The following is a 24,830-nucleotide window of genomic DNA, read 5'->3' as shown; positions in this document are numbered from 1 at the left end:
CGGGACCGCGGGGTCCCGAGCCTCTGTCTCGCACTCCAGCGCGCTGATGATTACGGCGTGCCGTCGTTGCCACCGCGCTTGAACAGCTTGCCCAGCGCGACGACGAGCAGCGCGAGGCCAGCGAAGATGACCTTCTTGCCGGCCACCAGCACCGCGATCAGCCCCTTGAAGAGCCCCGCCTTCGCGGCCACCTTGCCGGCGACCAGACCCGCGACACCGTACGCGGCCACGCGGCCGGTGCTCGGGTCGAAGTCCTCGTAGCGGTGGCCGGGCTGGAAGTGGGTGAAGGCCAGCACCTGCTGCATATCCTTCTCCACCTGGGGCAGCGCCACCATGCTGGCGACGGCGTTGAGCACCAGCACGCCCTCCTTGCCCAGCACGCGGACGTTGTAGTTCAGCGTGTGCTCCTTCGAGTCACCGAAGCCCAGCTCCTGCGCCCAGTACAGCTTGCGCGTGCTCGCGTCGTAGCGCGGAGTCGCGGCCCAACCCACCAGCTCCACCGCCCCGTAGCCCGCCTTGACGCGCTCGGCGTTCTCATCGCGGGTGTTCCCCTGCATTTCCTCGAGCAGGTCCGCGTAGTCGATGCCCGCCGCGTCCTCGTCCTCCACGTGGCCATCGTCGTCGTACTGGATGACGACGCCCCAGCCCTCGGGCGAGTCCACGCTCACGTCCGACGGAATCACCATGCCCAGCGTCTTGGAGCCGGGCGGGTTGCCCCAGACCTCCACGAGCACCTTCTCCGCTTCCTCGGGCGAGAGGTAGCCGAAGCTCTCCGGCACCACCATCTTCGCCAGGCCGCCTCCCAGCACGACCTCACCGGTCCGCGGGTGGAGTTCGGGAAGCGCCGGGGCCTCCACCTCCTCCGAGTCACCCGCCTGCTCGGGCACCTGGGCCCACGCGCTCACCGCCACCAGCGACATCACCGCGAACAACCACCTGCCACGCTGCATGTGACTCCCCCTCCAGGGAATTCAGACACGGATGGCCGGAGGGACGTGACACGTCAGAATCACTGACGACACAGCGTGCGGCGCAATGCGCTCGCAAGCCCCCCGGGTCCGAAGGCGCGGCAACCTAGCGGCGCACGGGAGCACGCGTCAATTCAGTGCCCCGCACTCCCAAAAGTTCAGGCAGCTTCGACTTTCGCGACAGTCACGGGACGCCGGAGAAACTCACGAGCGTTGGCCATGGCGCGAGGGTCCTGGAGCACCTCTCCGGGCTGATTGCCATGGCCGATGAGGGCGCCTCTCCACCCCATCTCCATGTAATCCGCGCTGAGCTGGAGGCTCATGAGCAGCGGCTGCGCCACGCCGTCATCCTCGTCGGAGGAGTGGGTCGTCACGAGCGACAGCACCTTGCCGCGCATGCGCTCGCGGAAACGCAGCTCCGGCAGCCGGAACCACCAGGACCAGTGCTCCAGGTAGGACTGCGCGCTGGCGGGAAGGCTGTACCAGTACACGGGGGCGACGATGACCAGTTCGTCGGCGGCGAGGGTCCGCTCGGCGAGCGCCAGCATCTCCGGGCTCGCGGGCCGTGCCGCGTAGCCGCCGGGAGCATGACGCAGGTCTCGAAAAGCCTCGTGCTGGTAGGCGTCCAGCCGGAGCCAGTCCGTCACCGTGCCGGAAGGCAGCGACTCGGCCGCCTTGCGAGCGAGCTGCTCCGCGTTGCCGTTCTCACGGGCGCTGGCGAGCAGGAAGAGGACGTTGCGCGGCGTCGCGGAGGAGGAACTCATGTCGTCGGTCCAGAAAGGAGCCGGAGAGAAAGCACGGAGTGTGCACCGGCGGCATCTTCATAACGCCGGGAACTTCGCGACGCACGAGGCGCGCGCACCTTCAGGCGCCTCTGTCCCCACCCCTGCGCTCCGGCGACGACAAACACGAGCGGCGCCCACGTGAGTGAACCCACCAACGATGGGAGCCTCGCGACGCACGAAGCGCGCGCCCTCAGGTGCCTCTGCCACCGCCAACGTGCTCCAGCGACGACTCCACGCGAGCGCCACTCACGTGGGTGACCTCACACCGGTGACTTCCGGCCTGGAGAACCGGTCGGCGCACTCCGACACGCGCCGACCCGGCCTGCCTCACTGCTCGCCGCAGAAGTGTACGACGGCGCGCGACAGCACGGCCTCGCAGCGCACCAGGTCCTCGGTGGGCACGTACTCGCCCGTCTGATGCGCCACGCGGATGTCGCCGGGGCCGAACACCACGGCCTCCGCTCCCAGCTCCGTCATCTGCGGAGCCTCCGTGCCGAAAGGCACCGTGGTGGACGCGTTGCCACTGGCCTCCGCGAGGAAGCGCACCACCTCCGCGTCCGCGCGCGTATTCACACCCCGGTCCGTGCGCAGCACGCGGATGTGGGCCTCGTAGGCGGGCTCGTCGCGCACCAGCTCCTGGCGGATGGACTCCAGCAGCTCGGCCACCCGCTGCACCGGCTGTCCCGGAATGGGCCTCCACTCCACCGTGAAGCGGCACGAGCCCGGCAGGATGTTCTTCGCATTGCCCCCCTGGATGACGCCCACGTTCACCGTGGTGAAGGGCGGCTGGAAACCCTCATCCAGCTCCTCGCGCAGCACCGTCGTGGCGAGCTGCTCCAGCCGGTTCAGGAAGCGTCCCGCGCGGAAGATGGCGGACGCGCCCGTGTCCGGATACGCGCTGTGGCCCTCCTTGCCGAGCACCTCCACCTCCGCCAGGCAATAGCCCTTGTTGGCGCGCACCGGCGTGAGCTTCGTGGGCTCTCCGACGATGGCGTGGCGCGCGCGGCCCAGTCCCGCCGCCACCAACTTCTTGGCGCCCACCAGCCCCACTTCCTCGTCGGCGGTGAGCACCACCATCAGCGGGGCCTGAAGCTTCGTGGCCCGCTCCGCGGCATGAAGCGCACAGGCGATGAATCCCTTCGTGTCGCAGGCGCCGCGCGCGTAGAGCTTGCCTTCCTTCTCCGTCAGCTTCAGCGCATCCGTCCACGCCGCATCGAACGGCACGCAGTCGGAGTGTCCCACCAGCGCGAGCGCCGCGCGTCCGGAGCCGCCCTTCACGGCGACCAGATTCACCTTCTCCACGCCCGCGTCGTCCGTGTACCGCTGACGCTCGGCGCTGAAGCCCGCCTTCTCCAGGCGCGCCTGCGCATAGTCGATGAGCGGGGCATTGGGTCGCGCGGACGTGGTGTCCATCGCCACCAACTCCGTCAGGGTGGCCCGCAGCGCGGGCAGCGTGTCGCTCATGAAGACAACCTCCGGTGGCCGCGTCATGCCACCCCCTGGCGTCTGGCGCCAGCCCCCGGAGGGGCTCCTGTCTCCCACGCCCCGTCAGGGGTACAGCGTGCGCGCGAGCGCCTGGAAGGCGCGTCCACTCTCCTCCGCGAGCGGATGCCGGCCATCCCTCACCACCAGCCGTCCGGCCACCGCCACCTCGCGCACCGCCGCCTTGTCAGCACCCAGGACGATGGAAGCCAGCAACGATGAAGGCCCCGCGCCCACCAGCGACGGGTGCCCCACGTCCACCGTGAAGAAGTCCGCGAGCGCGCCCGCCTCCAGCGTCCCCGTGGACAGGCCCAGACTGCGCGCCCCCTCCACCGTGGCCATGCCCAACAGCCGCGCCGCCAGGCCCGACACCTCGCCGCCTCCCGGGTCCAGCACCGCGCGCCGCAGCCTCGCGAGCCGCAGGTGGCCTTCAAGCTGACGCGCCTCGTCCAGCAGGTCCACCAGCGCCTGACTGTCCGAGCCCAGGCTGATGCTCGCCCCCGCCTTCACCAGCGCATCCGCTGGAACGATGCCATCACCCAGGTTGCGCTCCGTGGAAGGACACGCGCACACCGTCGCCCGGGCGGTGCCCAGCATGGCCACCTCCTCGTCCGTCAGGTGCACGCCATGCACGGCGGTGAAGCCCGCGCTCAACAGCCCCAGGTCCGACAGCAGCTCCACCGGCCGTCGCCCATGCTCGGCGAGGCACGCCTCGATTTCCTTCGGCTGCTCCGCCACATGCATGTGTACGGGGAAACCAGACGCCTTCGAGACGGCGGCCAGCCAGTCCTTCGTCACCGCTCGCACGCTGTGCGGCGCCAGTCCCACGCTGACCGCCGCGTCGTCCCGCACCTCGCGAGCCAGCGACTCCGCCGACGCAAGGAAGGTGTCCACGTCCGGGTCGATGAAGCGACGCTGCCGCGGATTCGCCGCGACCTGGTAGCCCGCGCGCGCATACCCCACGCGCAACAGACAGATGCGCAGCCCCGCGTCCCGCGCGGCCCGGATGACGGCGTGGGCCAGCGCGTTCCGGTCCGCGTACGGCGTGCCGTCCTGTTGGTGATGGATGTAGTGGAACTCGCCCACGGTGGTGATGCCCGCCAGCGCCATCTCCACGAAGACCTGCCGCGAGGCCACGTACACGTCCTCGGGGCCCAGGGCCTCGGCGGCGCGATACATGGCCTCTCGCCAGCTCCAGAAGTCATCCGCCTCGCGTCCGGAGACGACGTACTCCGTGCGTCCGCGAATCAGGCGCTGGAAGGCATGGGAGTGGCCGTTGACCAGCCCCGGCAGCAGCGCGCGGCCCGGGAGCCGTACGACGCTCGCCCCGGCGGGCACGGACGACGCCTCGACGACGCGGCCCCCGGCACCCACGGCCAGGGCACGACCCTCGATGAGCCGGCCTCCCACGTACAGGAAGTCCGGCTGGTAGACAGTGATGTCGCTCACCCCGACAGCGTATGCCAGCGGACCGCGCCCCGCAGCAGCCACGACACGGTCCGCCGGCGAGGCTGTCAGCGCGCGAACGCCATCTTCGAGCCCTCGTCCGGGGCCGGGTGGACGGTGTTGTCATCCGCGCCCGGACGCCCCAGGCCGCGCTGCACCGCCGGTGCGGATGCGTTCACCGCGCCCACGTAGAAGACCCCGTGGTAGCCCTCCGAGTTCGTGGAGTCCCAGGTGTGCACGAAGAAGCGGGTGCCGTTGTCCTTGCCCTTCGCCTCACGCACACCGCAGTCGAGCGCGCTCTTCACGCCCTTCTGGTCCACCGAGCAGATCCACGCCGAGCCGCTGGCGTACGCCATGTCCAGCGCCACCACATGCTCCAGCCGCTGCTCCAGCAAGTACCCCATGGGCCGGTGCTTCTGGTCCCACGGCAGGCCCTGCTTCGTGCGCGAGTGGATGTTCCCCGACAACACCATGTGGAAGCGCTGGGGGCTCGACTCCACCTGGAACGCCACCGTGCCCGCCATCGCGTCCTCGCGCTGCTGCCCGTTGGCCTTCGGGTGGTCGAAGACGAAGACGTCCACGTCCAGGCCCTGTGAGCGCAGTTGGCGCAGGTGCTCCAACATGTTCGCCATCGCCTCGCTGCCACGGCCGTCCGGATACGGGCTGCGCCAGAAGGGAGCCTCCATCAGCTTCAGCCAGTCCGCCTCTTCACCCGCGCTCTCCAGGAACGCGTCCACGCGCCCCTGGTTCTCCAGCGGAAGCTCCAGGCCCACCGTCACCGGGATGCCCGCCACCACCGCCTGACAGGCGGCCTGCGCGACGAAGCGCGGCACCTCGCGCGTTCCGTGCACCTCACCCAGCAGCAGCACCCCACCCTCCTTCACCTGCTTGCCCAGGCCGATGATGGGCAGGCCACACTCCACCGCGAACTGCGACGGTGCCTCCTTCGCGTTCGGCGCCTTGGCCACCTGCACCGGCTTGGGCGCGTTCTCCTCCTTCGCCAGCAGCGGCGCCACCTCGCGGAACACCCGCCACTCCATCACCAAATCTCGCTGCCCCTGGCCCGACTCCGCGAAGAACGAGGTCTCTCCCCGAGGCGTGGCGATGACCTCCTCCCAGTCCTCGGCCGACGACAGCGGCGCGCTCGCTGGCTGAATCGGCTCGGCCTTGTAATCCTCGGCCGGGCCCTCAATCGTCGCCCCCATGCCCCAGGCCCGGGTCGGACTCCAGTCCACCTGATTGCCCGAGTTGGCCAGGGTCTTGTTCAGGCTCTTGGTGATGCGGAAGATTTGCAGCTTGCTCGACGTGGGCGTCTCTCGCCGGCCCACCACCATGTACCGGTGGAAGAAGCCCGAAATCTTCGAGCCGCCGAACTCCTGCCGCCACTCCGTCTCCAGCACCATGCTGTCCTTGTCCTCACGGAAGGGCAGCTCGTTGCGGGTGAAGAACTCCCGAACCTGCGGCCACATCTCCGCGAGCGGCCGGTCGTAGATGGCCTCCCGGTCCGGGTACTCCAGCGCGCCGCGATGGGCCGCGCAGCCCGACAAACCCAAGGACAACAGCAACACCGTATACACAGCTGAGCGCATCCACCCTCCGAGCATCGCGTACCGGGAATGGAACGGGAGCGGGAGGGTGGCATATCGCCACGGCTCAGCGCGCGGAGACGACAGACTCCGCTTCGGGCGCGAAGGGCTTCTTGCTGCCCTCCTTGCCGGGCCCTCGCTCACCCACGCGGATGGCCGGCGCGGACGCGTTCACCGCGCCCACGTAGAACACCCCGTGGTAGCCCTCCGAGTTCACCGAGTCCCACGTGTGCACGAAGTAGCGCTCGCCGTTGTCCTTGCCCTTCGCCTCGCGCACGCCGCAGTCCAGCCTGTCCCGCACGCCCTTCGAGTCCACCGAGCATATCCATGCGGTGCCAGTGTCGTAGGCCATGTCGAGCGACACCACACTGTCGAGCTTCTCCTTCAGCATCAGACCCATGGGCCGGTGCTGCTTGTTCCACGGAAGGCCCTTCTTCGTGCGCGAGTGGATGTTGCCCGACAGCACCACATAGAAGCGCTGGGGCGCGGACTCCACCTGGTGGATGAGCGTGGCCGCCATCGCGTCCTCGCGCTGCTGACCATTCGCCTTCGGGTGGTCGAACACGACGACGTCCACGTCCAGGCCCCGCGAGCGCAACTGGCGCAACTGCTCCAGCATGTTCGCCATCGCCTCGCTCCCACGGCCATCCGGGTACGGGCTGCGCCAGAACGGCGACTCCATCAGCTTCAACCAGTCCTCTTCCCCACCCTGGCTCTCCAGGAACGCGTCCACGCGGCCCTGGTTCTCCAGCGGCAGCTCCAGACCCACCGTCACCGGGATGCCCGCCACGGTCGCCTGACAGGAGGTCTGCGCCACGAAGCGCGGCACCTCGCGCGTGCCGTGCAGCTCGCCCAACATCAGCACCGCGCCCGGCTTCGCCTGCTTGCCCAGGCCGATGATGGGCAGCCCGCACTCCATGGAGATTTGCGACGGCGCCTCCTTCGCGTTCGGGGCCTTGGCCACCTGCACCGGCTTGGGCGCGTTCTCCTCCTTCGCCAGCAGTGGTGCCACCTCGCGGAACACCCGCCACTCCATCAACAGGTCTCGCTGGGCCTGCGCCGATTCGATGAAGAGGTTCTCGCCCCGCGGCGTGTCCATGACCTCCTCCCAGTCCTCGGCACTGGTCAGGGGTTGATCACCTTCCGAAATCGAATGCGTTGCGCTGCCCTCCTGACCGGTGGGCCCCAGTCCGACACCGCGCGAGACGCCCCAGTCCAGCTCCCTGCCGCCTTGTGACAGCGTCTTGTTGGAGCTCTTGGTGATGCGGAAGATCTGCAGCTTGCTCGACGTGGGCGTCTCGCGCCGGCCCACCACCATGTACCGGTGGAAGAAGCCCGAAATCCTCGAGCCGCCGAACTCCTGCCGCCACTCCGTCTGGAGCACCATGCTGCCCTTGTCCTCGCGGAAGGGCAGCTCGTTGCGCGTGAAGTAGCCTCGGACCTCCGGCCACATCTCCGCGAGCGGCCGGTCGTAGATGGCTTCACGGTCCGGGATTTCCAGGTCGCTTCGGTGAGCCGCACAGCCCCCCAAGCCCCAGGCCAACAACACCACCGCGTAGAGTACCGAGCGCATCCACCCTCCGGGCATCACGTTCCCGAAATGGAACGGAGCCAGGAGGGCACCATATCGCCACGGCTCAGTGCGAGGACGCGAGCTTCCCTTCCTCCCGCGCGAAGGGGCTCTTGCTGCCCTCCTTGCCCGGTCCCTGCTCACCCAGTCGGATGGCCGGCGCGGACGCGTTCACCGCGCCCACATAGAACACCCCGTGGTAGCCCTCCGCGTTCGTGGAGTCCCAGGTGTGCACGAAGTAACGCTCGCCGTTGTCCTTGCCCTTCGCCTCGCGCACGCCGCAGTCCAGCCTGTCCCGCACGCCCTTCGAGTCCACCGAGCAGATCCACGTCGTGCCGGTGTCGTAGGCCATGTCGAGCGACACCACGCTGTCGAGCCGCTGCTTCAACAGCAGGCCCATGGGCCGGTGCTTCTTGTCCCACGGAAGGCCCTGCTTCGTGCGCGCGTGGATGTTGCCCGACAACACCATGTGGAAGCGCCGCGGGCTCGACTCCACCTGGAACGCCACCGTGCCCGCCATCGCGTCCTCGCGCTGCTGGCCGTTGGCCTTCGGGTGGTCGAAGACGAAGACGTCCACGTCCAGGCCCTGCGCGCGCAGCTGGCGCAGGTGCTCCAGCATGTTCGCCATCGCCGCGCTGCCTCGGCCGTCCGGATACGGGCTGCGCCAGAAAGGGGCCTCCATCAGCTTCAGCCAGTCCTCTTCCCCGCCCTGGCTTTCCAGGAACGCGTCCACGCGGCCCTGGTTCTCCAGCGGCAGCTCCAGACCCACCGTCACGGGGATTCCCGCCACGGTCGCCTGACAGGACGCCTGCGCCACGAAGCGCGGCACCTCCTGCGTGCCGTGCATCTCTCCCAGCAGCAACACCGCGCCCGGCTTCGCCTGCTTGCCCAGACCGATGATGGGCAGCCCGCACTCCACCGCGAATTGCGACGGGGCTTCCTTCGCGTCCGGCGCCTTGGCCACCCGCACCGGCTGGGGCGCGTTCTCCTCCTTCGCCAGCAGCGGCGCCACCTCGCGGAACACCCGCCACTCCATCACCATGTCGCGCTGGCCCTGACCCGACTCCGCGAAGAAGCCGTTCTCCCCTCGCGGAAAGGCCAGCCGGTCCTCGAAGTCCTCCACGCTCTGCCCCTTGTCCTCCTGGTTGGGCCCACCCATGTTGCGGTTGACACCCCAGTCAATCTGGTTGCCCGGCGGCGACAGCGTCTTGTTCACGCTCTTGGTGATGCGGAAGATCTGCAGCTTGCTCGACGTGGGCGTCTCTCGCCGGCCCACCACCATGTACCGGTGGAAGAAGCCCGAAATCCTCGAGCCGCCGAACTCCTGCCGCCACTCCGTCTCCAGCACCATGCTGCCCTTGTCCTCGCGGAAGGACAGCTCGTTGCGGGTGAAGAACCCCCGGACCTCGGGCCACATCTCGGCGAGCGGCCGGTCGTAGACGGCCTCACGGTCCGGGTAGTCCAGCTCACCGCGATGGGCCGCGCAGCCCGTCACCATGAACACACACGCCAATACAGTGGCCAAGCGCATCATGCCGCCTCCAAGGAACCCGTCTCCGGGAGACTAGAACGACGGCATGTGTCTCGCATATCGGCCAGGAGCCCTGCCTCCGGAGAGACAGGGTCAGGCCTGGACCTCGGAGCCATCATGGGCGGAGGCCCGTTCCCAGGGACGGGTCCGGACGGCCTCACGAATCCACAGGATGTGACGCCTCTCGTCCTCGCGGTGGCGCTCGATGAGGACGCGCACGTCGGGGCTCCAGTCGAAGCGCAGCGCCAGGTCATAGGCCCGGTTGGAGAACTCCTCGTTGCCGAGCATGGCCACCAGCGCCGCCTCGGTGCCCATCATGCTGGACATCGCGGTCAGCCCCTTCATCGCCGCGCCCTTCAGGTCCGGACGCAGGTCCACCGGCGCGCCGCCGAAGTGGTGGATGAAGCCATTGAGTTCCCGCACGTGGCGCAGGTGGTCGGCGCGGAACTCGCCGAGCCGCTCACGAACCAGCGGCTCCGGGATTCGGGCGAGCGCCGCGTCGTACGCGCCCACCGCATCCGCGTCGAGCTGGGCCAGGCTTCGCAGCCGTGCCACTTCGGACTTCTCGGCCATGTCGACTTCCTCCGCGCCAGGGACGTGTGCAATGTGAGAAGTCTCTTCCCGAAGGCCAACCCGTCCCTCAAGTCCCGGGTCCGACCGCCCTCGCGCCGGGCGAGCGGGCAGCAGCTCAGGGGCGCGGGTGCGCGGGCCTCAAGGGGAGCGCGTCGTCACGGCGAGCAACCCGACGGTGCTTGAGGACGATGAGCTCCCCGAGCACGGCGCTCACCAGCAAGAGCGCGTTCGTCACCACGAAGACCCAGTTGCCCACCAGCACGCTGTAGACGGTGAAGCCCAGCGAGGCCGTCATCTGCCCCACGAAGAGCCACTTGGAGACATCCTGACTGGAGCCCGACTTCCACTGTTTGTGGATCTGCGTTCCCAAGGTCATCAACAAGACGAAGGAACTGAACCAGCCCACGGCCTCGGTGCCCATGCATCCTCCCGAATACAGATGCGCATGCGCTCGCTCGCTGTCAGCCAGGGTGTCCGCGCTTTGCTCCTGACACCGTGAGGCTTCGGGAGGCGCTGGATGAGTCGGCGGGCCAGACGGGGCTCGGTTGCCTGGCGACTCTGGGCGGAAGAGCACACCCCCCAAGCGCGCACGACATTGCGACGGGTTCCCCGGATGCCAACCGTTGGGACGTGAACCGCCCCAATGCACGCCCCCGCACCACGGGAGCGCTCCGTGCGCCCAGAGCGCAGGCGGCGCGGACCTCCGCGCCCGAGCGTCGCGAGGCCCCGGAGTCCGGGCGCGCGAAGCTCACCCATGGCGACCGTGTCCTCTTCGCGCGCAGCGGCCTGACGAAGGCGGACGTCTTCGCCTACTACCGCGAGGTGGCGCCGCTGCTGGTCCCCATCCTCACGGACCGACCCATCTCCGTGCAGCAGTGGCCCGCTGGCATCGAGGCCCCCGGCTTCTTCCGACACGAGCTGTCCGGCACCCCTGAATGGGTGCCCACGCTGCGCGTCCGCCACGTGGACAAGACGCTGCGCCACGTGAATGTGAACGGCGAGGAGCCCCTGCTCTGGCTCGCCAACCAGTCCGCGCTCACGCTCCACATGTGGCTGAGCCATGCACCCCAGCTCTCGCAGCCGGACTTCCTGGTGATGGACCTGGACCCGGGCAAGGGCGGCTGGTCGGACGTGGTGACGACGGCGCTCGCGCTTCGTGAGCTGCTGGAGGACCAGGGCCTGGAGAGCTACCCGAAGACCTCCGGCAAACGCGGCCTGCATGTCCTGATACCGCTGGGCCCTGGGCACACCTACGCGAAGGTCCAGGCCCATGCGAACCAACTGGCCCACGCGCTGGCGGCACGGCTGGGGGACCTGGCCACCACCACACGCGGCATCAGCGCGCGCAAGGGACGGCTCTATCTGGACGCGGGACAGAACGCGCGCGGCAAGACGGTGGTGGCGCCCTACTCGCTGCGCGCACGCGAGGCCGCTCCCTTCTCCGCGCCCCTGAAGTGGAGCGAGGTGACGCGGAGACTGGACCCCGCGCGCTTCAACCTCCGCACGCTGAAGAAACGCCTGGATGCGGTGGGAGACCTGTTCGCCCCGGCGCTGAAGCACTCGCAGAAGTTGCCGGACTGACGCCCGGTCGCCTGCTCTCCCGCGCGCATGATGCGCTCAGTGCATGTGCCCGGAACGGGTGCTATGGCGACGCCACCATGGACTCCGCCACCGCATCCGGCACCGTGAAGCCGGCTGGCTCGCTGAAGGTCGCCCTCGCCTACTGCACGTGTTTCATCCTGTGGGGCTCGACCTGGTCCGTGGTGAAGGTGGGGCTGGAAGACCTGCCGCCGCTGCGCTTCCTCGGCACCCGCATGTTGGTGGCGGGCCTCTTCCTCCTGCCCTTCGCGCGCTCGCGCGGACGGGTGGACGCGCGCACCGGAGGTCGCATCGCCGCGCTGGGACTGCTCCAGCTCGCCGTGCCCTTCGGACTGCTCTTCTTCGCGCAGCAGTGGATTCCCTCCAGCTGGGCCGCGCTGCTGTTCTCCACCTTCCCGCTGTGGCTGCTGCTCATCGGCCGAGTGCTGATGCCGGACCAGCCCCTGACGCCGGGCAAGCTACTCGCGGCGAGCCTGGGCGCGGTGGGCGTGGTGGTGCTCCACTCCTCGGGCGTCGAGGGGCTCGCGCTGTCCGGCAAGGTGCTGCTCGGCGTCGTGATGACGCTGGTGGCCGTGGCGATCATCGCCGTGGCCAACGTGCTGGCCCGGCGCTACATGTCGCACGTCCCCGCGCAGGTGCTCGTCTTCGGCCAGACGCTCAGCAGCGCGGTGCCCCTGCTCGCGCTCTCCTTCCTGCTGGAGGCGGACTCGCCGGGGAACTGGACGCCGCGCGCGATGGGCGCCGTCTTCTATCTGGCGGTGTTCGGCACGGCCTTCACGTACCTGTGCCTCTACTGGCTCTTGCCGCGAATCTCTCTCACCGCGCTGGGCGCCATGGCCCTGCTCGACACGCTGGTGGCGGTGGTGCTGGGCGTCGCCTTCCTCGGCGAGCCCTTCACCCTGTCACTCGTCGTGGGCGGCGCCCTCATCCTCGGAGGCGCCGCGCTGGCCAACGTGCTGCCGAAGGAAGCCGCGCCACGTCCCACCGACGAGGGCACTCCGAGCTGAAGCGCTGGCGTCAACGCGAGGCGTTCAGCGCGCGGTGCTCCTGAACCCACGCGCGGGCCTCGTCGAGCGTGTCCACGTAGCGCACGTCCAGCGGACGCCCACCGCTGAGCATGGAGCCCACCATCAGGCTCTTGGTGGTGGCCTTCTGCTCCAGCGCCGCGCCGATGTAGACGATGCCCAGGAACCAGTCCGCCTTCGCGTGGTCCACCAGGTAGCGGCGGGACTCCGGACTGAGCTGCGAGTCGGTGATGTCCGCCGCCAGGTAGAAGCGCCCCTCGGCTGACAGCGTCTTGTAGAGGCCACAGGACCAGCGCGACGTGTCCTCGGTGATGGCGCCCCGGAAGCGCGCCCAGAGGATGTCCGGCGCTTCCAGCCACGCGCGTTGCTCGCCGTGGCTCCACTCCTGCTCCCAATCCCTTGCCATGAGACTCCCGCGATGAGGCCGGGCCCAGGATAGGCCCGGCCGCCCGCGGTTCCCAATGGCCCCCGAGCTAGAAGCGCAGCGGCAGCGCGAACGCTGTCCCGTTCTGCGTGCCTGTCCGGAAGCTCCGGGGAGCACCGATAACCATCGTTGGCGGGGTTCCGCCCGAGCCCGGCACGAGCGCGAGGTCCTGTCCCAGTTGGGCTCGCTCGGCGCCATCACCCACGACGGTGAAGTACGGCGAGAGCGCGCCGCCCAGGTTGGGCGCACCCGCGTAGACGAACACGGCGCCACCACCATCCGAGGCCTCGGAGGAGCCCGGCGCGCTCACCACCAGGTCAGGGACATTGTCGCCAGACAGGTCCACGTTGCCCGCCAGCGCCGTGCCGAAGCCCACCGCGCGCGACTTGTGGACCACCACCACCGGCGTCAGGTCGTCGCCGAAGGCGCCCAGCACGAACGGCCTGTTCCGCGAGGGGAGCGTCGCCATCACCGTGGTGAGCTGCGCGATGTCGAAGAGCAGCACCACGGGCTGCGTGACGCCGTTGAACGGCACCGCGGTGGCGCTGATGGCCAGGAAGTCCCGCCCGTCTCCCGTCGTGCCGCCCGCGTTGCGCATGACCTTGCCCGCGCGGGTGATGGCCAGTCCCAGGCCGATGTTGTTGAGCTGCACCTCGCTGTCGCCCGCGATGCGCCACACGGTCGGCGTGGTGCGCCCGCTGCAGCGCACACCGCCCGCGTCGTAGCCGAAGAGGATGGCCACGCCCGAGCGGCTGCCCTCCGCGTACCGCCACGCGAGGTCGTCGCAGCTGTCCCCGTTGATATCCCCCAGCGACGTCGGCGCGCTCGTCTGAATGGCCTCGGAGGGCCACGAGTAGACGGGGTCACACGTCATGGTGAGCTTCGTCAGCGACGCTTCGTCCGGAGGCCGGCCCAGGAACACCTCCATGCCCCTGTCCCGCAGCACGCCCACGTCCTCCTTGCGATCCCCATTGAAGTCGAAGCCGCCCACCAACCCGCGGCCCAGCGCCGAGCGCTTGCACTTCGCGTCCGTCTCCGGCACGCAGGTGGCGATCTGCAGCGGCGCCCACAAGCGATAGGCGGGCTTGAACGAACCGTCCGGCTGCCCCAGCGATACAAACACGCCGCCCACCGACTGGTTGGCCGTGGTGACACACTCCGGTCGAACCGTCTGGTAGGTCGCGGCCAGCTCCGCGTTGTTGCTGGCCGGAACGACGAAGCCTGGGGCGCCCACCACCAGGTCCGGTCGCTTGTCCCCGTCGAAGTCCGTGAAGGCCACGTCCGCGCCCACGGTGCGCCCCGCCTTGTGCGGGGAAGGCGCGCCCTCCTCGGCCACCACGGCGGAGGCAGTCCGAGCCACCTCGCGCACGTAGGCCCGGCCAATGGACATCGCATCACCATCGCCGTTGGCTCCCGGACCCGACCAGCCCGGCGCTCCCAGCAGCGCCACCGCGCCCTTGGGCCCCACGGCCACGGCCACCTGCTCACCCACGCGCTCCACGCTGGGCTTCGCCGGCACGTTGGCGCTGGTGCGCGCCCACTCCACCAGCGAGGCGCCCCCTCGGCGGAACAGCTCCACGCGGCCGGTGAAGGCCCCCTGGTCCGACGAGGCTCGGCCAGAGAAGGCCGCCAGCGATTCACCGTCCGGCAGGCGCCACACCGCCAGGCCCGAGCCCAGGGTGTCCGACTTCGCCATGCCATTGAGCGCGGTCAGCGACTTGTTGATGACGGCGCCCTTCGTCAGCGTCGACAAGGGATACACCAGCACCTTGCCGCCGAAGCGCAGCGTGGTGTTGTTCGGCCCGGGCGGCGCGGCATACGGCGCGCCCAGCACCAGCTCCGGCCCCGGCGTGCCGTCCACATCGAGCACCGCGAAGCTGCGGCCCGCGACGACACCGGCCGCGTCACCGTAGATGCGCGCGAAGGCCTCCTCACGCTTCACCTGCGGCGGCGTGGTCGCCGGGTCGCCGGTGGGCGCATAGGCACTCAGGTCGAACAGCAGCGCGCCGCCCGCGTCCGCTCCGGAGCGCACACCCCCGCTGGCGCTCAGGTCCGGCGAGTCCGCGCGGTCCGCCACCGCCATCAACAACGGAGGACGCGTGCCGTCACCCGCGATGGCGGCCAGCCGCCACGTGCCCTCATTGGAGTCCGCGAGGTTCGCGGGCAGCACATACACGTCCGGGCTCGCCCGAAAGCGAATCCCCTCAGAGCGCGCGAAGAAGACGGAGATGGCCACCTGCGTACCGGAGACGGCGCCTTCCGCGGTGTAGCGGGACACGCGGCTGAGCGCGGCGATGTCCAGCCGCCCATCCTTGTTGAAGTCCGCCGTCACCAGCGCGCGGCCCAGGTCCGAGCCCGTGCGCGCCATGGGCACGCCGTCCTTCGTCAGGTCCGAGCCACCCAGGCGGATGGTGGGCAAATCCGGAACGGGGGCGCTGGCCGTGGCCAGGTAGATGTCCACGGTACCGCGCGCGCGGATGTTGTTGCTGGGCGCCAGGTCTCCCGCTGGCGAGCCCACCACCAGGTCCACCTTGCCGTCACCATCGATGTCCGCCACGGACAGGCCCGCGCCGAACGCGGCATCCCGCAGCAGGCCGGCGAGCTGCAGGCGCAGCGGCGCGGGGGCGCCTCCCTTGAAGGTGTAGAGGTACACGGCGCCCGCGTTGCTCGTCGCCACGTCCGCGCCCGGCGAGGACACCACCAGCTCCGCGCGCCCGTCACCGTCCAAATCACCGGCGGCCAGCGCGTCACCGAACTGCGCGGTGTCCGTGTCGCCCGTGAGCACCCACAGCGGCTGCGCCTCCAACCCGCCCGTGCCGCCCTTGTAGATGAACACGGCGCCGCCCGTGGGCCGGCCCATGTCGCTCTCGCGCTGGCCCACCGCGAGGTCCAGCGTGCCGTCACCGTCGAAGTCCGCCGTCACCATCGTGGCGGCATCCGTGAGCCGGCCATGCGCCAGGCCCGGCCGCGTCAGCTCGTCCAGCACCACCACCGTCACCGACGCCTTGTCTCCGGTGAAGGGGTCCGCCGCCTCCAGCACCGCCGCGCCCGTGTCGCCCGCCAGGAAGCCGATGCGCCCGGCGGCAATCGTCCCGGGGCCCGACACCTTCGTCCACACCACCGTGTCACTGCCACCGCGCGTGGCCAGCGGCACGGACGAGCCCGAGGGCACCGCGAGGAACGCGGGCGCGCCACCGAGCCGGGCCGCCTTGCTCACGTCGTACTGGAGGATGGCCTCGTCACCCGTCTGCGAGTCGCGCACGGTGATGAGGTCCAGCCCCTCGGTGGGGCCCGCCGTGTAGCGCCCTTCGGCGGTGAGCGTGCTACCAGAGAGGTTCTGCGTCAGGTTGTACGTGGCCGTGCCCAGCAGGCCCTTCGTCGACACCTGGAAGGACGTGCCCGGCCGCAGTTGCGCCCGCGCCGGCGCGATGTCGAAGAGGGCCAACACCTCCAGCGTGGTGCGGGCATCACCCGGACAGCGGGCGTCCTCCACCACCAGCGTGTCGGTGCCCGGGGTGTGCCCCGCGATGAAGCGCGACGCGCGCAACTCACCGGACGAGCCCCCGTCCTCCAGCGTGTAGCGGTACTGGCCGCTGCCACCGCTGGCCACCAGCGACACCGGGCTGCCCACGCGAACCCGGGCGGGCTCGGCGCGCAAGGCCAGCGGGGCCAGGCCCGTGCACTGGTCCACTTCCGGAGGTGGCTCGTTCTCACGCGCGGGGTCCAGGTCATCGGAGCAGGCCGTGACGAGGAGCGCGAGGAGGGGGGCCACGCGAGGAAATCGAATCATGGTGTGCCTCGAGGGGAGTCAGGCGGGTGCGACGGGGGCTTCAGGGCTTCGCGCCGGACGCGGCCCAGCGCTGGATGAGGGAGATGAGCTGAGGGTCCAACGGCCCATCCGCGGGCATGCGCTGGTCTCTCACCGCGGCGGTGATGAGCGCCGCGTTCTCCTTCCACAACTCGTACGTGTTGAGCGCCCGGCCGGGGCCGGTGGCGTGGCACTTCTCGCAGCGCGACACGTGGATGGGCTGGATGTCCGTCGCCCAGCTCAGCGCCACGGTGCTCACGGGCTGGTAGTCGAACGGCACCAGGCGTTTGGCCTCGGTGCCATCCAGGAAGCGCGCCACCACGCCGAGCGCCTGGCGTCCCGCCTCCAGGCCCGCGAAGGAGTACGGCTTCGGGGTGCCGTCCGCCTCCTGGCCCCCCAGGCTGTACACAGGTCCTTCTCCCGTGGCGGGGACCTCCACGCCGCCCAGCTGGAAGACGACGGAGTCTGGCTCCACGCCCGTGGGCATCACCGCGCGCACCACGAGCCCGTCCTCCACCACCTGCATGCCCTGGTGCAGGCCCGTCACGCGCGGCGCCGGCGAGCGGCTCACCGCCACCGTCTCGCCGCCCAGCTGCACCCACGCGCAGCCACTCTCGTCCGCGGACAGGAAGCGGAACTCACGCGTGTCGATGCCCTGCGCCAGGCCCCACTCGTTCGCGTCCGCGTCGTACAGGAGCAGCGCGTCGCTCGACTTCACCCACAGGAAGCGGCCCGACGCGAGCAATTGCACCGGCCGCTGAGGCAGCGTCACGCGCCGCCAGCCTTCCCTCGGCCGACGCAGCAGGCCCTGGTTGGTGAGCAGCCACAGCTCTCCGGAGGTGCCCAGGCCCGGGCCCAGTCCGGCCAGCGACTCCACCACCTCGCCCTCCTCCAAGGGAGCGCCCGCCTCGCGCACGTCGAAGTGCACCAGGCTGGTGGCCACCGCGACGTGCAGCTTGCCGTCGCGAAGGAACCACACGCCCGCGGAGCCCTCGCCCGTCGGCGCCGCGGCCAGCGCGGTGATGCCGGTGAGCGCCTCGCCCTTCACCTTCAGCGCGGACAGCGTGCCGTCGCGCAGCTGGAACAGGCCCGTGGGATGCGCCAGCCACACCGCGCCATCCGAGGACTGCGTGGTCGCGGTGATGCCCAGGCCCAGCGCGTCACGCCACGGCGGGGAGATGAGCCACCCCGACTCGGCGAGGAAGAGGCCGTTCCGCGCCTCCACCAGCGCGCTGTGCGGCCCCATGCGGAACACGGCGTTGACCGTGCCCAGCTCGGCGCTGTTGCCCGGGTGGGGCGCCAGGGCCCCCAGCGAGCCATCCAACCGGATGCGGACGACGGTGCCGGTGGTGTTGGCGAAGATGCCGCCACCTGCCTGGTCCGCGAAGCCCGGAGCCGACGCCAGCGCCGTCTTCGACCGGACCTCGGTGGGCCGGAAGGAGACGGGCCGGGGCCTGTCCAACGGGAGGGAGTCGTCGCCGCACGCGGTGAGGAGGACGGCGGCGCAGAGGGGAAGGAGACGAAGAAGAACGGGGGCGGCGGACCGCCCCTCGTCCATCTCCCGGGGGGCTCGGGGATGGGTGCGCATGCGGTTCAGGCGAGGATGCTGCGAAGGGGCTCCACGCGGGTGATGCTGTAGTCCAGGCCCGCCGACGCCAGCACCGTGGCGATGATGTGCTCGGGGAAGATGTTCTCACCCCGAGGGTCGATGGCGCCGGTGCGCAGGTCGAACGTGCCGGGCGACATGCCAATGTCTCCACTCTTCCCGAAGACATGGTTGTGCTTCACGCCCGCGCCCATGAGCATGCAGGAGTTGGAGATGTGGTGGTCCCGGCCGCCCGCGCTGTTGATGAGCGGCGTGCGGGAGAACTCGGAGAACACCATGATGGTGGTGTGGTCCATGAAGCTATCGCCCGCCGGGTGGGGGGTGTCGATCAGGTCATCCACCAGGTCGGACAGCGCGTCGAAGCCCCGGCGCTGGTTGTTGGCGTGGGTGAGCTGCGTGCCAAAGTGCGTGTCCAGGCCGCCCGTGAGGTTGATGGTGAGGCACTGGGCGATGCCCTTCTTGAGCGCGGTGGCCACCATGGCGGCACGTCCCGCCTCGGTGTCGTAGTTGCCACTCTCTGGCAGGCTATAGCGTTCCCGGACCGCCGCCATCTCCGGGGTCTGAGCGTCGAACTTGAACGACGCTTCCAGCTTCTGGGCCATCACCTGCTGCATCTGGTCCCGGCTGTTCTGGTACGTGGTGCCCACGCCGCGAGCGCCGTAGGCGGCCTCCTCGCAGGTGATGGGCTGGCCCCGGAAGTCGACCAGCTGCTTCTCGATTTCGCTGTCCAGCAGCTGCGAGCTGGGCTTGAGCGTGAGCAGCAGGTCGTCCTTGCGGCTGACGCGCAGCGCGTTGGCGTAGCCCGGGTACCGGTCGTTGTACGACTCCACGTTGAACGCGATGTTGGAGATGGGCACGCGGGGCTTCATCTGCCCCACGATTTCCGTCGCCGTGGAGGAGCCACGCGCCGCGCTACCGATGGGCATCTTCCCGGTGAGGAAGTAGCGATAGCCCACCTCGTGGCCCAGCGTGTTCATGTTGATGCCGCGCACCACCGTCATCCGGTCGAAGTGCTTCGACAGGTCACCCACCGCGGGACCGAAGTCGATGTTGGACCGGCCCACGCCCGACTTCTCCGGGCGCAGGGGGATGGCGGAGAAGCGCGCGTCATTGATGAGGTTGTAGCCCGGCAGGATGCGCGTCTCCGCCGCGCGGTCCGGGGTGAACTCGTCCGGGTCCTTCGGGTCGAAGGCGAGCAACTGGTCCCAGCCACCGTTGAAGTACACGAAGACGAAGCAGCGGTCGGCCGGGGCCAGCGAGGCCGCCTGCGCGAAGGAGCGGAAGGGCAGGCCGCCCAGCAGCGTGGAGCCCATGAAGCCGGCCGCGGCCTTGAGGAAGGTGCGGCGCTCGGGACGGTGGTTCTCGTCGAGTCGATTCTTCTTCATCGAAGTCACTCCGAGCTTCAGTAGGTGATGAACCGCGCGTCGGTCAGCATGGCGATGCACATCACCGCCAGCGCGTCCGAGCGCCGCTTGGCCGTCTCCGCCCGGGCCGTGGCCTGGGTGAAGAAACCGACCCACTTCGTCAGCTCCTCTCCTTCCAGGGGCGCACCCCAGAAGCGCAGGGAGTTGTAGACGAGGAACTCTCGCACCTGGGCGTCCGTCAGCTTGCGCAGGTCATCCCAGGTGCCCGGCAGCGTGCGCGACAGCGTGCGCTTGGAGGCATCCGCCTGCTTCACTTCATCACCCGCCTGGGCGATGCACACGAATCGCGCGCCATCCTCCAGGAACTTGGCGAACACCAGGTTGGGCTCGGTGTTCTCGCTGGAGACGAGGGCGAAGTCGGCGCGGCCCAGGGACGAGGCGCGCGCGTCGATGCCGTCGCCACCGTTCACCCAGCGGCGGCCGACGGCCTCCAGGATGGCGGCGTCGAGCTGGGCGACGGTGAGCCGGCGCGGGGCGCGGCCCACGCTACCGCCCTGCGCTTCCGGGTCCGGCAGCGGGTCGAAGTCCCCGGGCTGGTGGGGGTTGGCGACCGGTTCGAGCTGCCCGTCCAGGGTGGGGCCGGGCTTCTCCTCGGTGGACTTGTTGCAGCCGGCGCTCAGCGTGAGCAACGCGGCGATCAGGAGCGAGCGGCGCATCAGTCAATCCTCCGGTAGGCGTCGGTCGTCACCACGCGCTCGATGAGCGACTTGAAGCGGTGGCCACTCTTGGCGAAGTCACTGGCGAGCGGCGCCAGGTACATCCGCTGCTCCTCCGCCGTCATCGGGCGGCCCAGGAACTCGTTCCAGACCCGCTTCACCGTGCAGCGCTCCAGCTCACCCGACTGGTACATGCGCTCCACGAGCAGCCGCGGACCCGCCTCGATGTTCTGCTCCTCGTCGGCCGTGCGGTACAGGTACGTCTTGAGCATGCCCAGGCTGCTTGCGCCGTCGCCGTCGTACGCCTGCATGACGTACTGGGAGCACTCGCCGCCGCAGTTGGTGTCGCCGTTGATGGCGCAGTCGCGGCACTTCGGGTCGAAGCGCGGGAACTGGTTGGCCGGCAGGAACTGCGCGGCGCGCTCGGCGTAGCGGCCCCAGTGGGCGCCGGTGGGCTCGATGGTGGCGTGGCAGTAGTTGCAGCCACAGCGCTTGGCCAGGTTGTTCTCCCGGTTGCAGGCATCCTCGGGGTCGGGCAGGGACGTTTCCGAGCCGGGCACGAAGGTCTTGCAGAGGAACGCCTCGTAGAACTCGGAGACGCGGGCCCGGTGCGTGGGGAACCGGTAGAGGAACCCGGGCGTCGTCAGCACGCCGGAGTGCGACTCATCCCGGGTGTATTCCTTCCAGTTCGCGGCGTCGGTGTAGGCGATGGCGGGAATCGACTCCAGCGGCGCGGGCGCGGTGGCGCTGAAGACACCCACGCCCTGCCGCTGCCGGTAGAACTCCGACAGGGTGCCGTTCACGAACGAGCGGCGCGTGGTGAGGATGTTGTAGTAGGGCTCGTCGCGGCGGACGACGGACTCGGCGATGCGCAGCGGCTCCTCGTTGAAGGCGGCCACGCGCATGTCGTGAACGTTGCGCACGTAGAGCGGGTCCGTGGTCTGGCCGATGTTCGACACGCCGCAGCGGCGCATGCCCACGCCGCAGCCGCAGCTGCGGTCATTGGCGAAGCGGCCCGTCTCACAGGACTCACGCGTCCAGGGGTTGTGGTCGCGCTCCTGGGCTTCGATGGCGCACACCTTCACCGTCGCGGGCGAGCCCGCAGGGGCCCAGTAGGGTGCGGGCTTCGTCACGAAGCCCTCGCGCTGGATGCAGCCGCGAGTGGTCGAGTAGGCGCCCTTGATGTTGTTGTTGATGGCGAGGTCCAGCGTGCAGCGAGTGAGTGTCAGGAGGCTCGGCTTGGTCTCTGGATTGGGATGGTCGAAGGACACCACCAGGCCCAAGCCGCCGGTCGCCGCATCCGTCTTCTCCTTCAGCACGGAGGTCGTGTTCTTCTTCGAGTCGGGCAGGCACAGGTACGACTTCACCGTCGCCGCAGCGCCGCGGTTGTCGCAGAAGTAGCGGTACTTCCCCCATTCGTCGGTCGCGGGCAGGGCGGCCAGTTGGGCACAGGTCGTCACCACGTTGGCCGTCTTGACGGCCAACTCCGTGCATTCGAAGAAGTTGGTGTCGTAGTCGTAGCTGACCGGCATGGGCACGCCCATGGCATCCGTGCAGCTGGTGCGCGGCGCCACGGCGTGCCCGTCCTGCGTCGTCGTCAAGCAGGAGCTCTGCTCGATGTCGGAGTTGCAGGACTGGCCGTTGACGCCTCGCAGCGCCGTGGACGGATTGTTCGCGAAGCCGAAGGCGGCGCTGGTGCCGTTGCCACCCAGGCGCGAGTTGCCGTTGTCGAAGACACTCGCGCTGATGTTCGAGCGCAGGAGGGCGCGGTGGAAGTTGCGCACGCGCGTGTAGAACAACTCGTCATTCATCATGGCGCGGATGTCTTCTTCAGACACCGAGCCCTTCGCCTGGACTGCCTTGTACTCCTCCCAAGTGGGCGGCCGACCGAGCAGGTCGAGCGTCAGCTGCCGCAGATGTCTTTCGGGAGGGACCTTCGCGACGGGCGCGCAAACAGCGGCCTCATCGGCGGAGGCTGGCAGAGCCAGGAACAAGGCGGCGCCAGCCAGGATGGCAAGGCAACGCTCGCGGAGCACGGGGAACCTCCGTGGAGGGGGGGAGTCGGGGGCGACCGTGACTGAGTATGCAAGAATTACAGGGAGAAGATCCAGTCGGCCTAACAGAACGCTTCATCCGACATGTCGGCACAACGGTGTATCGCTACTGCATTGGTTGCATCGGCGGACGTGTCGCGAGAGATAGGGCGCATGTCGAACGCCACCTCTGCTCCGCTTCAGCCCCGAGTGAGCGACCGGGCTTTTTATGTCTTCACCGGTGTTGTCTCCGCGCTCGCGCTCGCCTTCATCGCGTGGATTCTGATGGGCCGTCGCGACGGCGTGGAGGGTGTGGATTTGCGCTTCCTTCCGGCCGTCAACGCGAGCCTGAACGCGACAGCGGCGGCGCTGCTCATCGCCGGATGGGTGGCCATCAAGCGCGGCGCGCGGCGCGTGCACCAGTACCTGATGGTGGCGGCCTTCGCGGCGTCGGCGCTGTTCCTGGTCTGCTACCTCACCTACCACTACGTGCACGGAGACACGCGCTACGTGGGCGACTGGCGAGGGCTGTACCTGTGCATCCTGGCCAGCCATGTGCTGCTGTCCATGGGTGTCGTGCCCCTGGCGCTGGTGGCCTTCTACTTCGCGTGGCGCAAAGAGTTCCCCCGGCACCGCAAGGTGACGCGGTGGCTGGCGCCCATCTGGGTGTACGTGTCGGTGACGGGCGTGGTGGTGTACTTCATGCTGCGCGGCGGCCTGACGTCCCTGTAGCGACGCTCAGGGCAGCGCGCGTCGGAGCCAGCGCTCGAAGGCGTCGAAAGTGTCCTGGGCACCCTTCACCACGCGGTCATCGAAGGCAGGGTCGGCCGCGTCCACGGATGCGCGCGTGAGCACTTCGCCAAAGGCGCGCCACCGGGGGCCCACGTCGTCACCGTAGGCGCGGAAGAAGACGAAGTCGCCCGCGGGGGTTCCCTCGAAGTGGCGGCGCAGGTGTCGGAGGATGAGCTGGCCTCCGAGCGTGGCGCCCTCCAGCACGTAGCAACTCCCGAGCGCCTCGGGCAGACCGAGCAGCGGCGGTGGCTCCGGGCACCCTGGCAGCCGCGCGAGCGACGGCGTGTCATGGCCGAGCGCGCGCAGGTCCGCTTCCAGCCACGGCACCTTGACCCGCTCCTGAAGGCGCAGCCCGGGCAGCGCGGCTCCCAGCAGTGTGGTGAGTTGGTCCTCCACCGGGAGATGGAAGCCGTGGAGCGCCTCCAGGTGGCGGCGATAGCCCTGGAGCGTCAGTCCAGGCTCCAGCAAGCGCACGGCGGACTCGGTGCGCTCGTGGTGGGGGCGGGTTTCCGTCTTGAGTCGCGGCAGCAGGGACACGGTCCAACCAAGATGGCCCCACCCGGGCTCGGAGGGAATGGCTAAATCCCAACCAACGCCGCCGGGGCTCCCTGTCAGGAACGCGGGGAGGCGGCCGACCGGGGCGCCATGCGAATCCTGACGCTCGACGAAGTGCCTTGTTACAGCTTGCCCTACCAAGCCGCCGCGCCACGGGGTGGGTGCGAGACCGTGTTGTTCCCCCTGCTGCGCGGCACGGTGGATGCGCTCCCGGACGAAGTCGCCGCGCTGCTGGTGCTCTCCGACCTCCAGGGCGTGGCTCCCCATGCACTCCAGGACGGTGCGGTGGCGCTGCTCGGAGAAGTGCTCGCCGATGAGCTGGCGATTCTTGGTGAGCTGGGCACGCTGCCCCAGCCGGGAACCGTCGGCGTGGTGCTCGCGGGAGACCTGTACTCGGAAGCGAATGCGAATGTGCGCGGCGCCTCCGGTGACGTGCGCGCCGTCTGGCAGGCCTTCGCCGAGCACTTCCGCTGGGTGGTGGGCGTGGCCGGCAACCACGACACGTTCGGCGGTGCGCGCGAGCAAGTACGCTTCCAGCAGCGCCCCGGCATCCACCTGCTCGACGGCGAGGTGGTGGACCTGGAGGGCCTTCGCGTGGGCGGCGTGGGTGGCATCATCGGCAACCCGGACAAGGCCGGCCGACGCGGGGAGACGGACTTCCTGCGACAGCTCGATGCGACGCTGCGCGAGACACCGGACGTGCTGGTGCTGCATCAGGGGCCGGACGTCGAGGGCACTCGGCTGCGCGGCAGCCCCGTCATCCGGGAGTCCGTGCAGAGGCGCGCAAACCTGTTGGTGGTCTGCGGCCATGCCCACTGGGAGACGCCGCTCGCCACCCTTCCTGGCGGCACCCAGGTGCTCAACGTGGACAGTCGCGCGGTGCTGCTCGAACGCGCGAAGCCGTCCGCGTGAAGACGTGAGGCGCCGCGCGGTCCCCGGTCGACCTCACCGGGAACCCGCTTCGCCA

Annotated in this window: 20 protein-coding genes; 4 read left to right on the top strand and 16 right to left on the bottom strand. The window is 69.5% G+C overall.

Going from position 1 to position 24,830, the window contains the following annotated elements; translation table 11 throughout:
• Positions 1-50 precede the first annotated feature (50 nt).
• The 9 genes from HUA74_RS11070 to HUA74_RS11030 form a co-directional block, all read right to left on the bottom strand.
• Positions 51-950, bottom strand: coding sequence for a DUF2167 domain-containing protein (locus HUA74_RS11070; protein WP_174454538.1), 900 nt, complete (start codon positions 948-950; stop codon positions 51-53).
• A gap of 176 nt (positions 951-1,126) precedes the next feature.
• Positions 1,127-1,732 carry a flavodoxin family protein gene (locus tag HUA74_RS11065; protein WP_174454537.1) on the bottom strand — a complete coding sequence of 202 codons (606 nt, stop codon included), beginning with the start codon at positions 1,730-1,732 and terminating at the stop codon, positions 1,127-1,129.
• A gap of 348 nt (positions 1,733-2,080) precedes the next feature.
• Positions 2,081-3,217, bottom strand: coding sequence for an acetylornithine deacetylase (gene argE / locus HUA74_RS11060; RefSeq protein ID WP_174454536.1), 1,137 nt, complete (start codon positions 3,215-3,217; stop codon positions 2,081-2,083).
• 84 nt (positions 3,218-3,301) lie between these two features.
• A complete protein-coding gene (hutF, locus tag HUA74_RS11055) occupies positions 3,302-4,684 on the bottom strand; it encodes a formimidoylglutamate deiminase (RefSeq protein WP_174454535.1) in 1,383 nt (460 codons plus the stop codon).
• Between the two features lie 65 nt (positions 4,685-4,749).
• The gene (locus HUA74_RS11050; protein ID WP_174454534.1) at positions 4,750-6,270 is read right to left on the bottom strand and encodes a hypothetical protein; all 1,521 of its coding nucleotides are present in this window, start codon (positions 6,268-6,270) and stop codon (positions 4,750-4,752) included.
• A gap of 64 nt (positions 6,271-6,334) precedes the next feature.
• Complete coding sequence (locus HUA74_RS11045; RefSeq protein ID WP_246137070.1) at positions 6,335-7,840, bottom strand: hypothetical protein; 1,506 nt, start codon at positions 7,838-7,840, stop codon at positions 6,335-6,337.
• 64 nt (positions 7,841-7,904) lie between these two features.
• Positions 7,905-9,371, bottom strand: coding sequence for a hypothetical protein (locus HUA74_RS11040; protein ID WP_174454533.1), 1,467 nt, complete (start codon positions 9,369-9,371; stop codon positions 7,905-7,907).
• 90 nt (positions 9,372-9,461) lie between these two features.
• Positions 9,462-9,941 (bottom strand): ferritin-like domain-containing protein, encoded by a 480-nt coding sequence (locus HUA74_RS11035; RefSeq protein ID WP_141641758.1) that lies wholly within the window; start codon positions 9,939-9,941, stop codon positions 9,462-9,464.
• Between the two features lie 115 nt (positions 9,942-10,056).
• Complete coding sequence (locus tag HUA74_RS11030; protein ID WP_141641757.1) at positions 10,057-10,362, bottom strand: hypothetical protein; 306 nt, start codon at positions 10,360-10,362, stop codon at positions 10,057-10,059.
• A 209-nt stretch (positions 10,363-10,571) separates the two neighbouring features.
• On the opposite strand from HUA74_RS11030, the gene ligD reads away from it, so the two are divergent.
• Together ligD and HUA74_RS11020 are read left to right on the top strand one after the other, a co-directional pair.
• Positions 10,572-11,522: a non-homologous end-joining DNA ligase gene (gene ligD, locus HUA74_RS11025; RefSeq protein ID WP_371817224.1), complete on the top strand. Its 951-nt coding sequence runs from the start codon at positions 10,572-10,574 to the stop codon at positions 11,520-11,522.
• 77 nt (positions 11,523-11,599) lie between these two features.
• Entirely contained in the window at positions 11,600-12,547 is a 948-nt protein-coding gene (locus HUA74_RS11020; protein ID WP_174454532.1) for a DMT family transporter, read from the top strand.
• A 10-nt stretch (positions 12,548-12,557) separates the two neighbouring features.
• On the opposite strand, the gene HUA74_RS11015 is transcribed toward HUA74_RS11020, so the two are convergent.
• The 6 genes from HUA74_RS11015 to HUA74_RS10990 form a co-directional block, all read right to left on the bottom strand.
• Positions 12,558-12,971 carry a hypothetical protein gene (locus HUA74_RS11015; protein WP_141641754.1) on the bottom strand — a complete coding sequence of 138 codons (414 nt, stop codon included), beginning with the start codon at positions 12,969-12,971 and terminating at the stop codon, positions 12,558-12,560.
• 67 nt (positions 12,972-13,038) lie between these two features.
• On the bottom strand, positions 13,039-16,779 hold the full coding sequence (locus HUA74_RS11010; RefSeq protein ID WP_174454531.1) for an FG-GAP-like repeat-containing protein: 3,741 nt from the start codon (positions 16,777-16,779) through the stop codon (positions 13,039-13,041).
• Between the two features lie 40 nt (positions 16,780-16,819).
• Positions 16,820-18,385: a hypothetical protein gene (locus HUA74_RS11005; RefSeq protein ID WP_174454530.1), complete on the bottom strand. Its 1,566-nt coding sequence runs from the start codon at positions 18,383-18,385 to the stop codon at positions 16,820-16,822.
• A 5-nt stretch (positions 18,386-18,390) separates the two neighbouring features.
• Positions 18,391-19,788 carry a DUF1501 domain-containing protein gene (locus tag HUA74_RS11000; protein ID WP_174454529.1) on the bottom strand — a complete coding sequence of 466 codons (1,398 nt, stop codon included), beginning with the start codon at positions 19,786-19,788 and terminating at the stop codon, positions 18,391-18,393.
• A 17-nt stretch (positions 19,789-19,805) separates the two neighbouring features.
• Positions 19,806-20,483 carry a hypothetical protein gene (locus HUA74_RS10995; protein WP_174454528.1) on the bottom strand — a complete coding sequence of 226 codons (678 nt, stop codon included), beginning with the start codon at positions 20,481-20,483 and terminating at the stop codon, positions 19,806-19,808.
• Positions 20,483-22,519 carry a DUF1585 domain-containing protein gene (locus tag HUA74_RS10990; protein ID WP_174454527.1) on the bottom strand — a complete coding sequence of 679 codons (2,037 nt, stop codon included), beginning with the start codon at positions 22,517-22,519 and terminating at the stop codon, positions 20,483-20,485. The genes HUA74_RS10995 and HUA74_RS10990 overlap by 1 nt, the downstream gene beginning before the upstream one ends.
• Before the next feature lie 171 nt (positions 22,520-22,690).
• Here HUA74_RS10990 and HUA74_RS10985 point away from each other — a divergent pair, with 171 nt between their 5' ends.
• The gene (locus tag HUA74_RS10985; protein ID WP_174454526.1) at positions 22,691-23,248 is read left to right on the top strand and encodes a DUF420 domain-containing protein; all 558 of its coding nucleotides are present in this window, start codon (positions 22,691-22,693) and stop codon (positions 23,246-23,248) included.
• A gap of 6 nt (positions 23,249-23,254) precedes the next feature.
• Here the strand turns inward: HUA74_RS10985 and HUA74_RS10980 are convergent, their stop codons facing one another.
• Positions 23,255-23,845: a biliverdin-producing heme oxygenase gene (locus tag HUA74_RS10980; protein ID WP_371745658.1), complete on the bottom strand. Its 591-nt coding sequence runs from the start codon at positions 23,843-23,845 to the stop codon at positions 23,255-23,257.
• A 108-nt stretch (positions 23,846-23,953) separates the two neighbouring features.
• Here HUA74_RS10980 and HUA74_RS10975 point away from each other — a divergent pair, with 108 nt between their 5' ends.
• Positions 23,954-24,775, top strand: a complete 822-nt coding sequence (locus HUA74_RS10975; protein ID WP_174454525.1) for a metallophosphoesterase — start codon at positions 23,954-23,956, stop codon at positions 24,773-24,775.
• Positions 24,776-24,830 lie beyond the last annotated feature (55 nt).

Source organism: Myxococcus sp. CA051A (assembly GCF_013336705.1).
GTDB lineage: Bacteria > Myxococcota > Myxococcia > Myxococcales > Myxococcaceae > Myxococcus > Myxococcus llanfairpwllgwyngyllgogerychwyrndrobwllllantysiliogogogochensis.
This window is presented reverse-complemented; position numbering and strand designations above follow the sequence as displayed.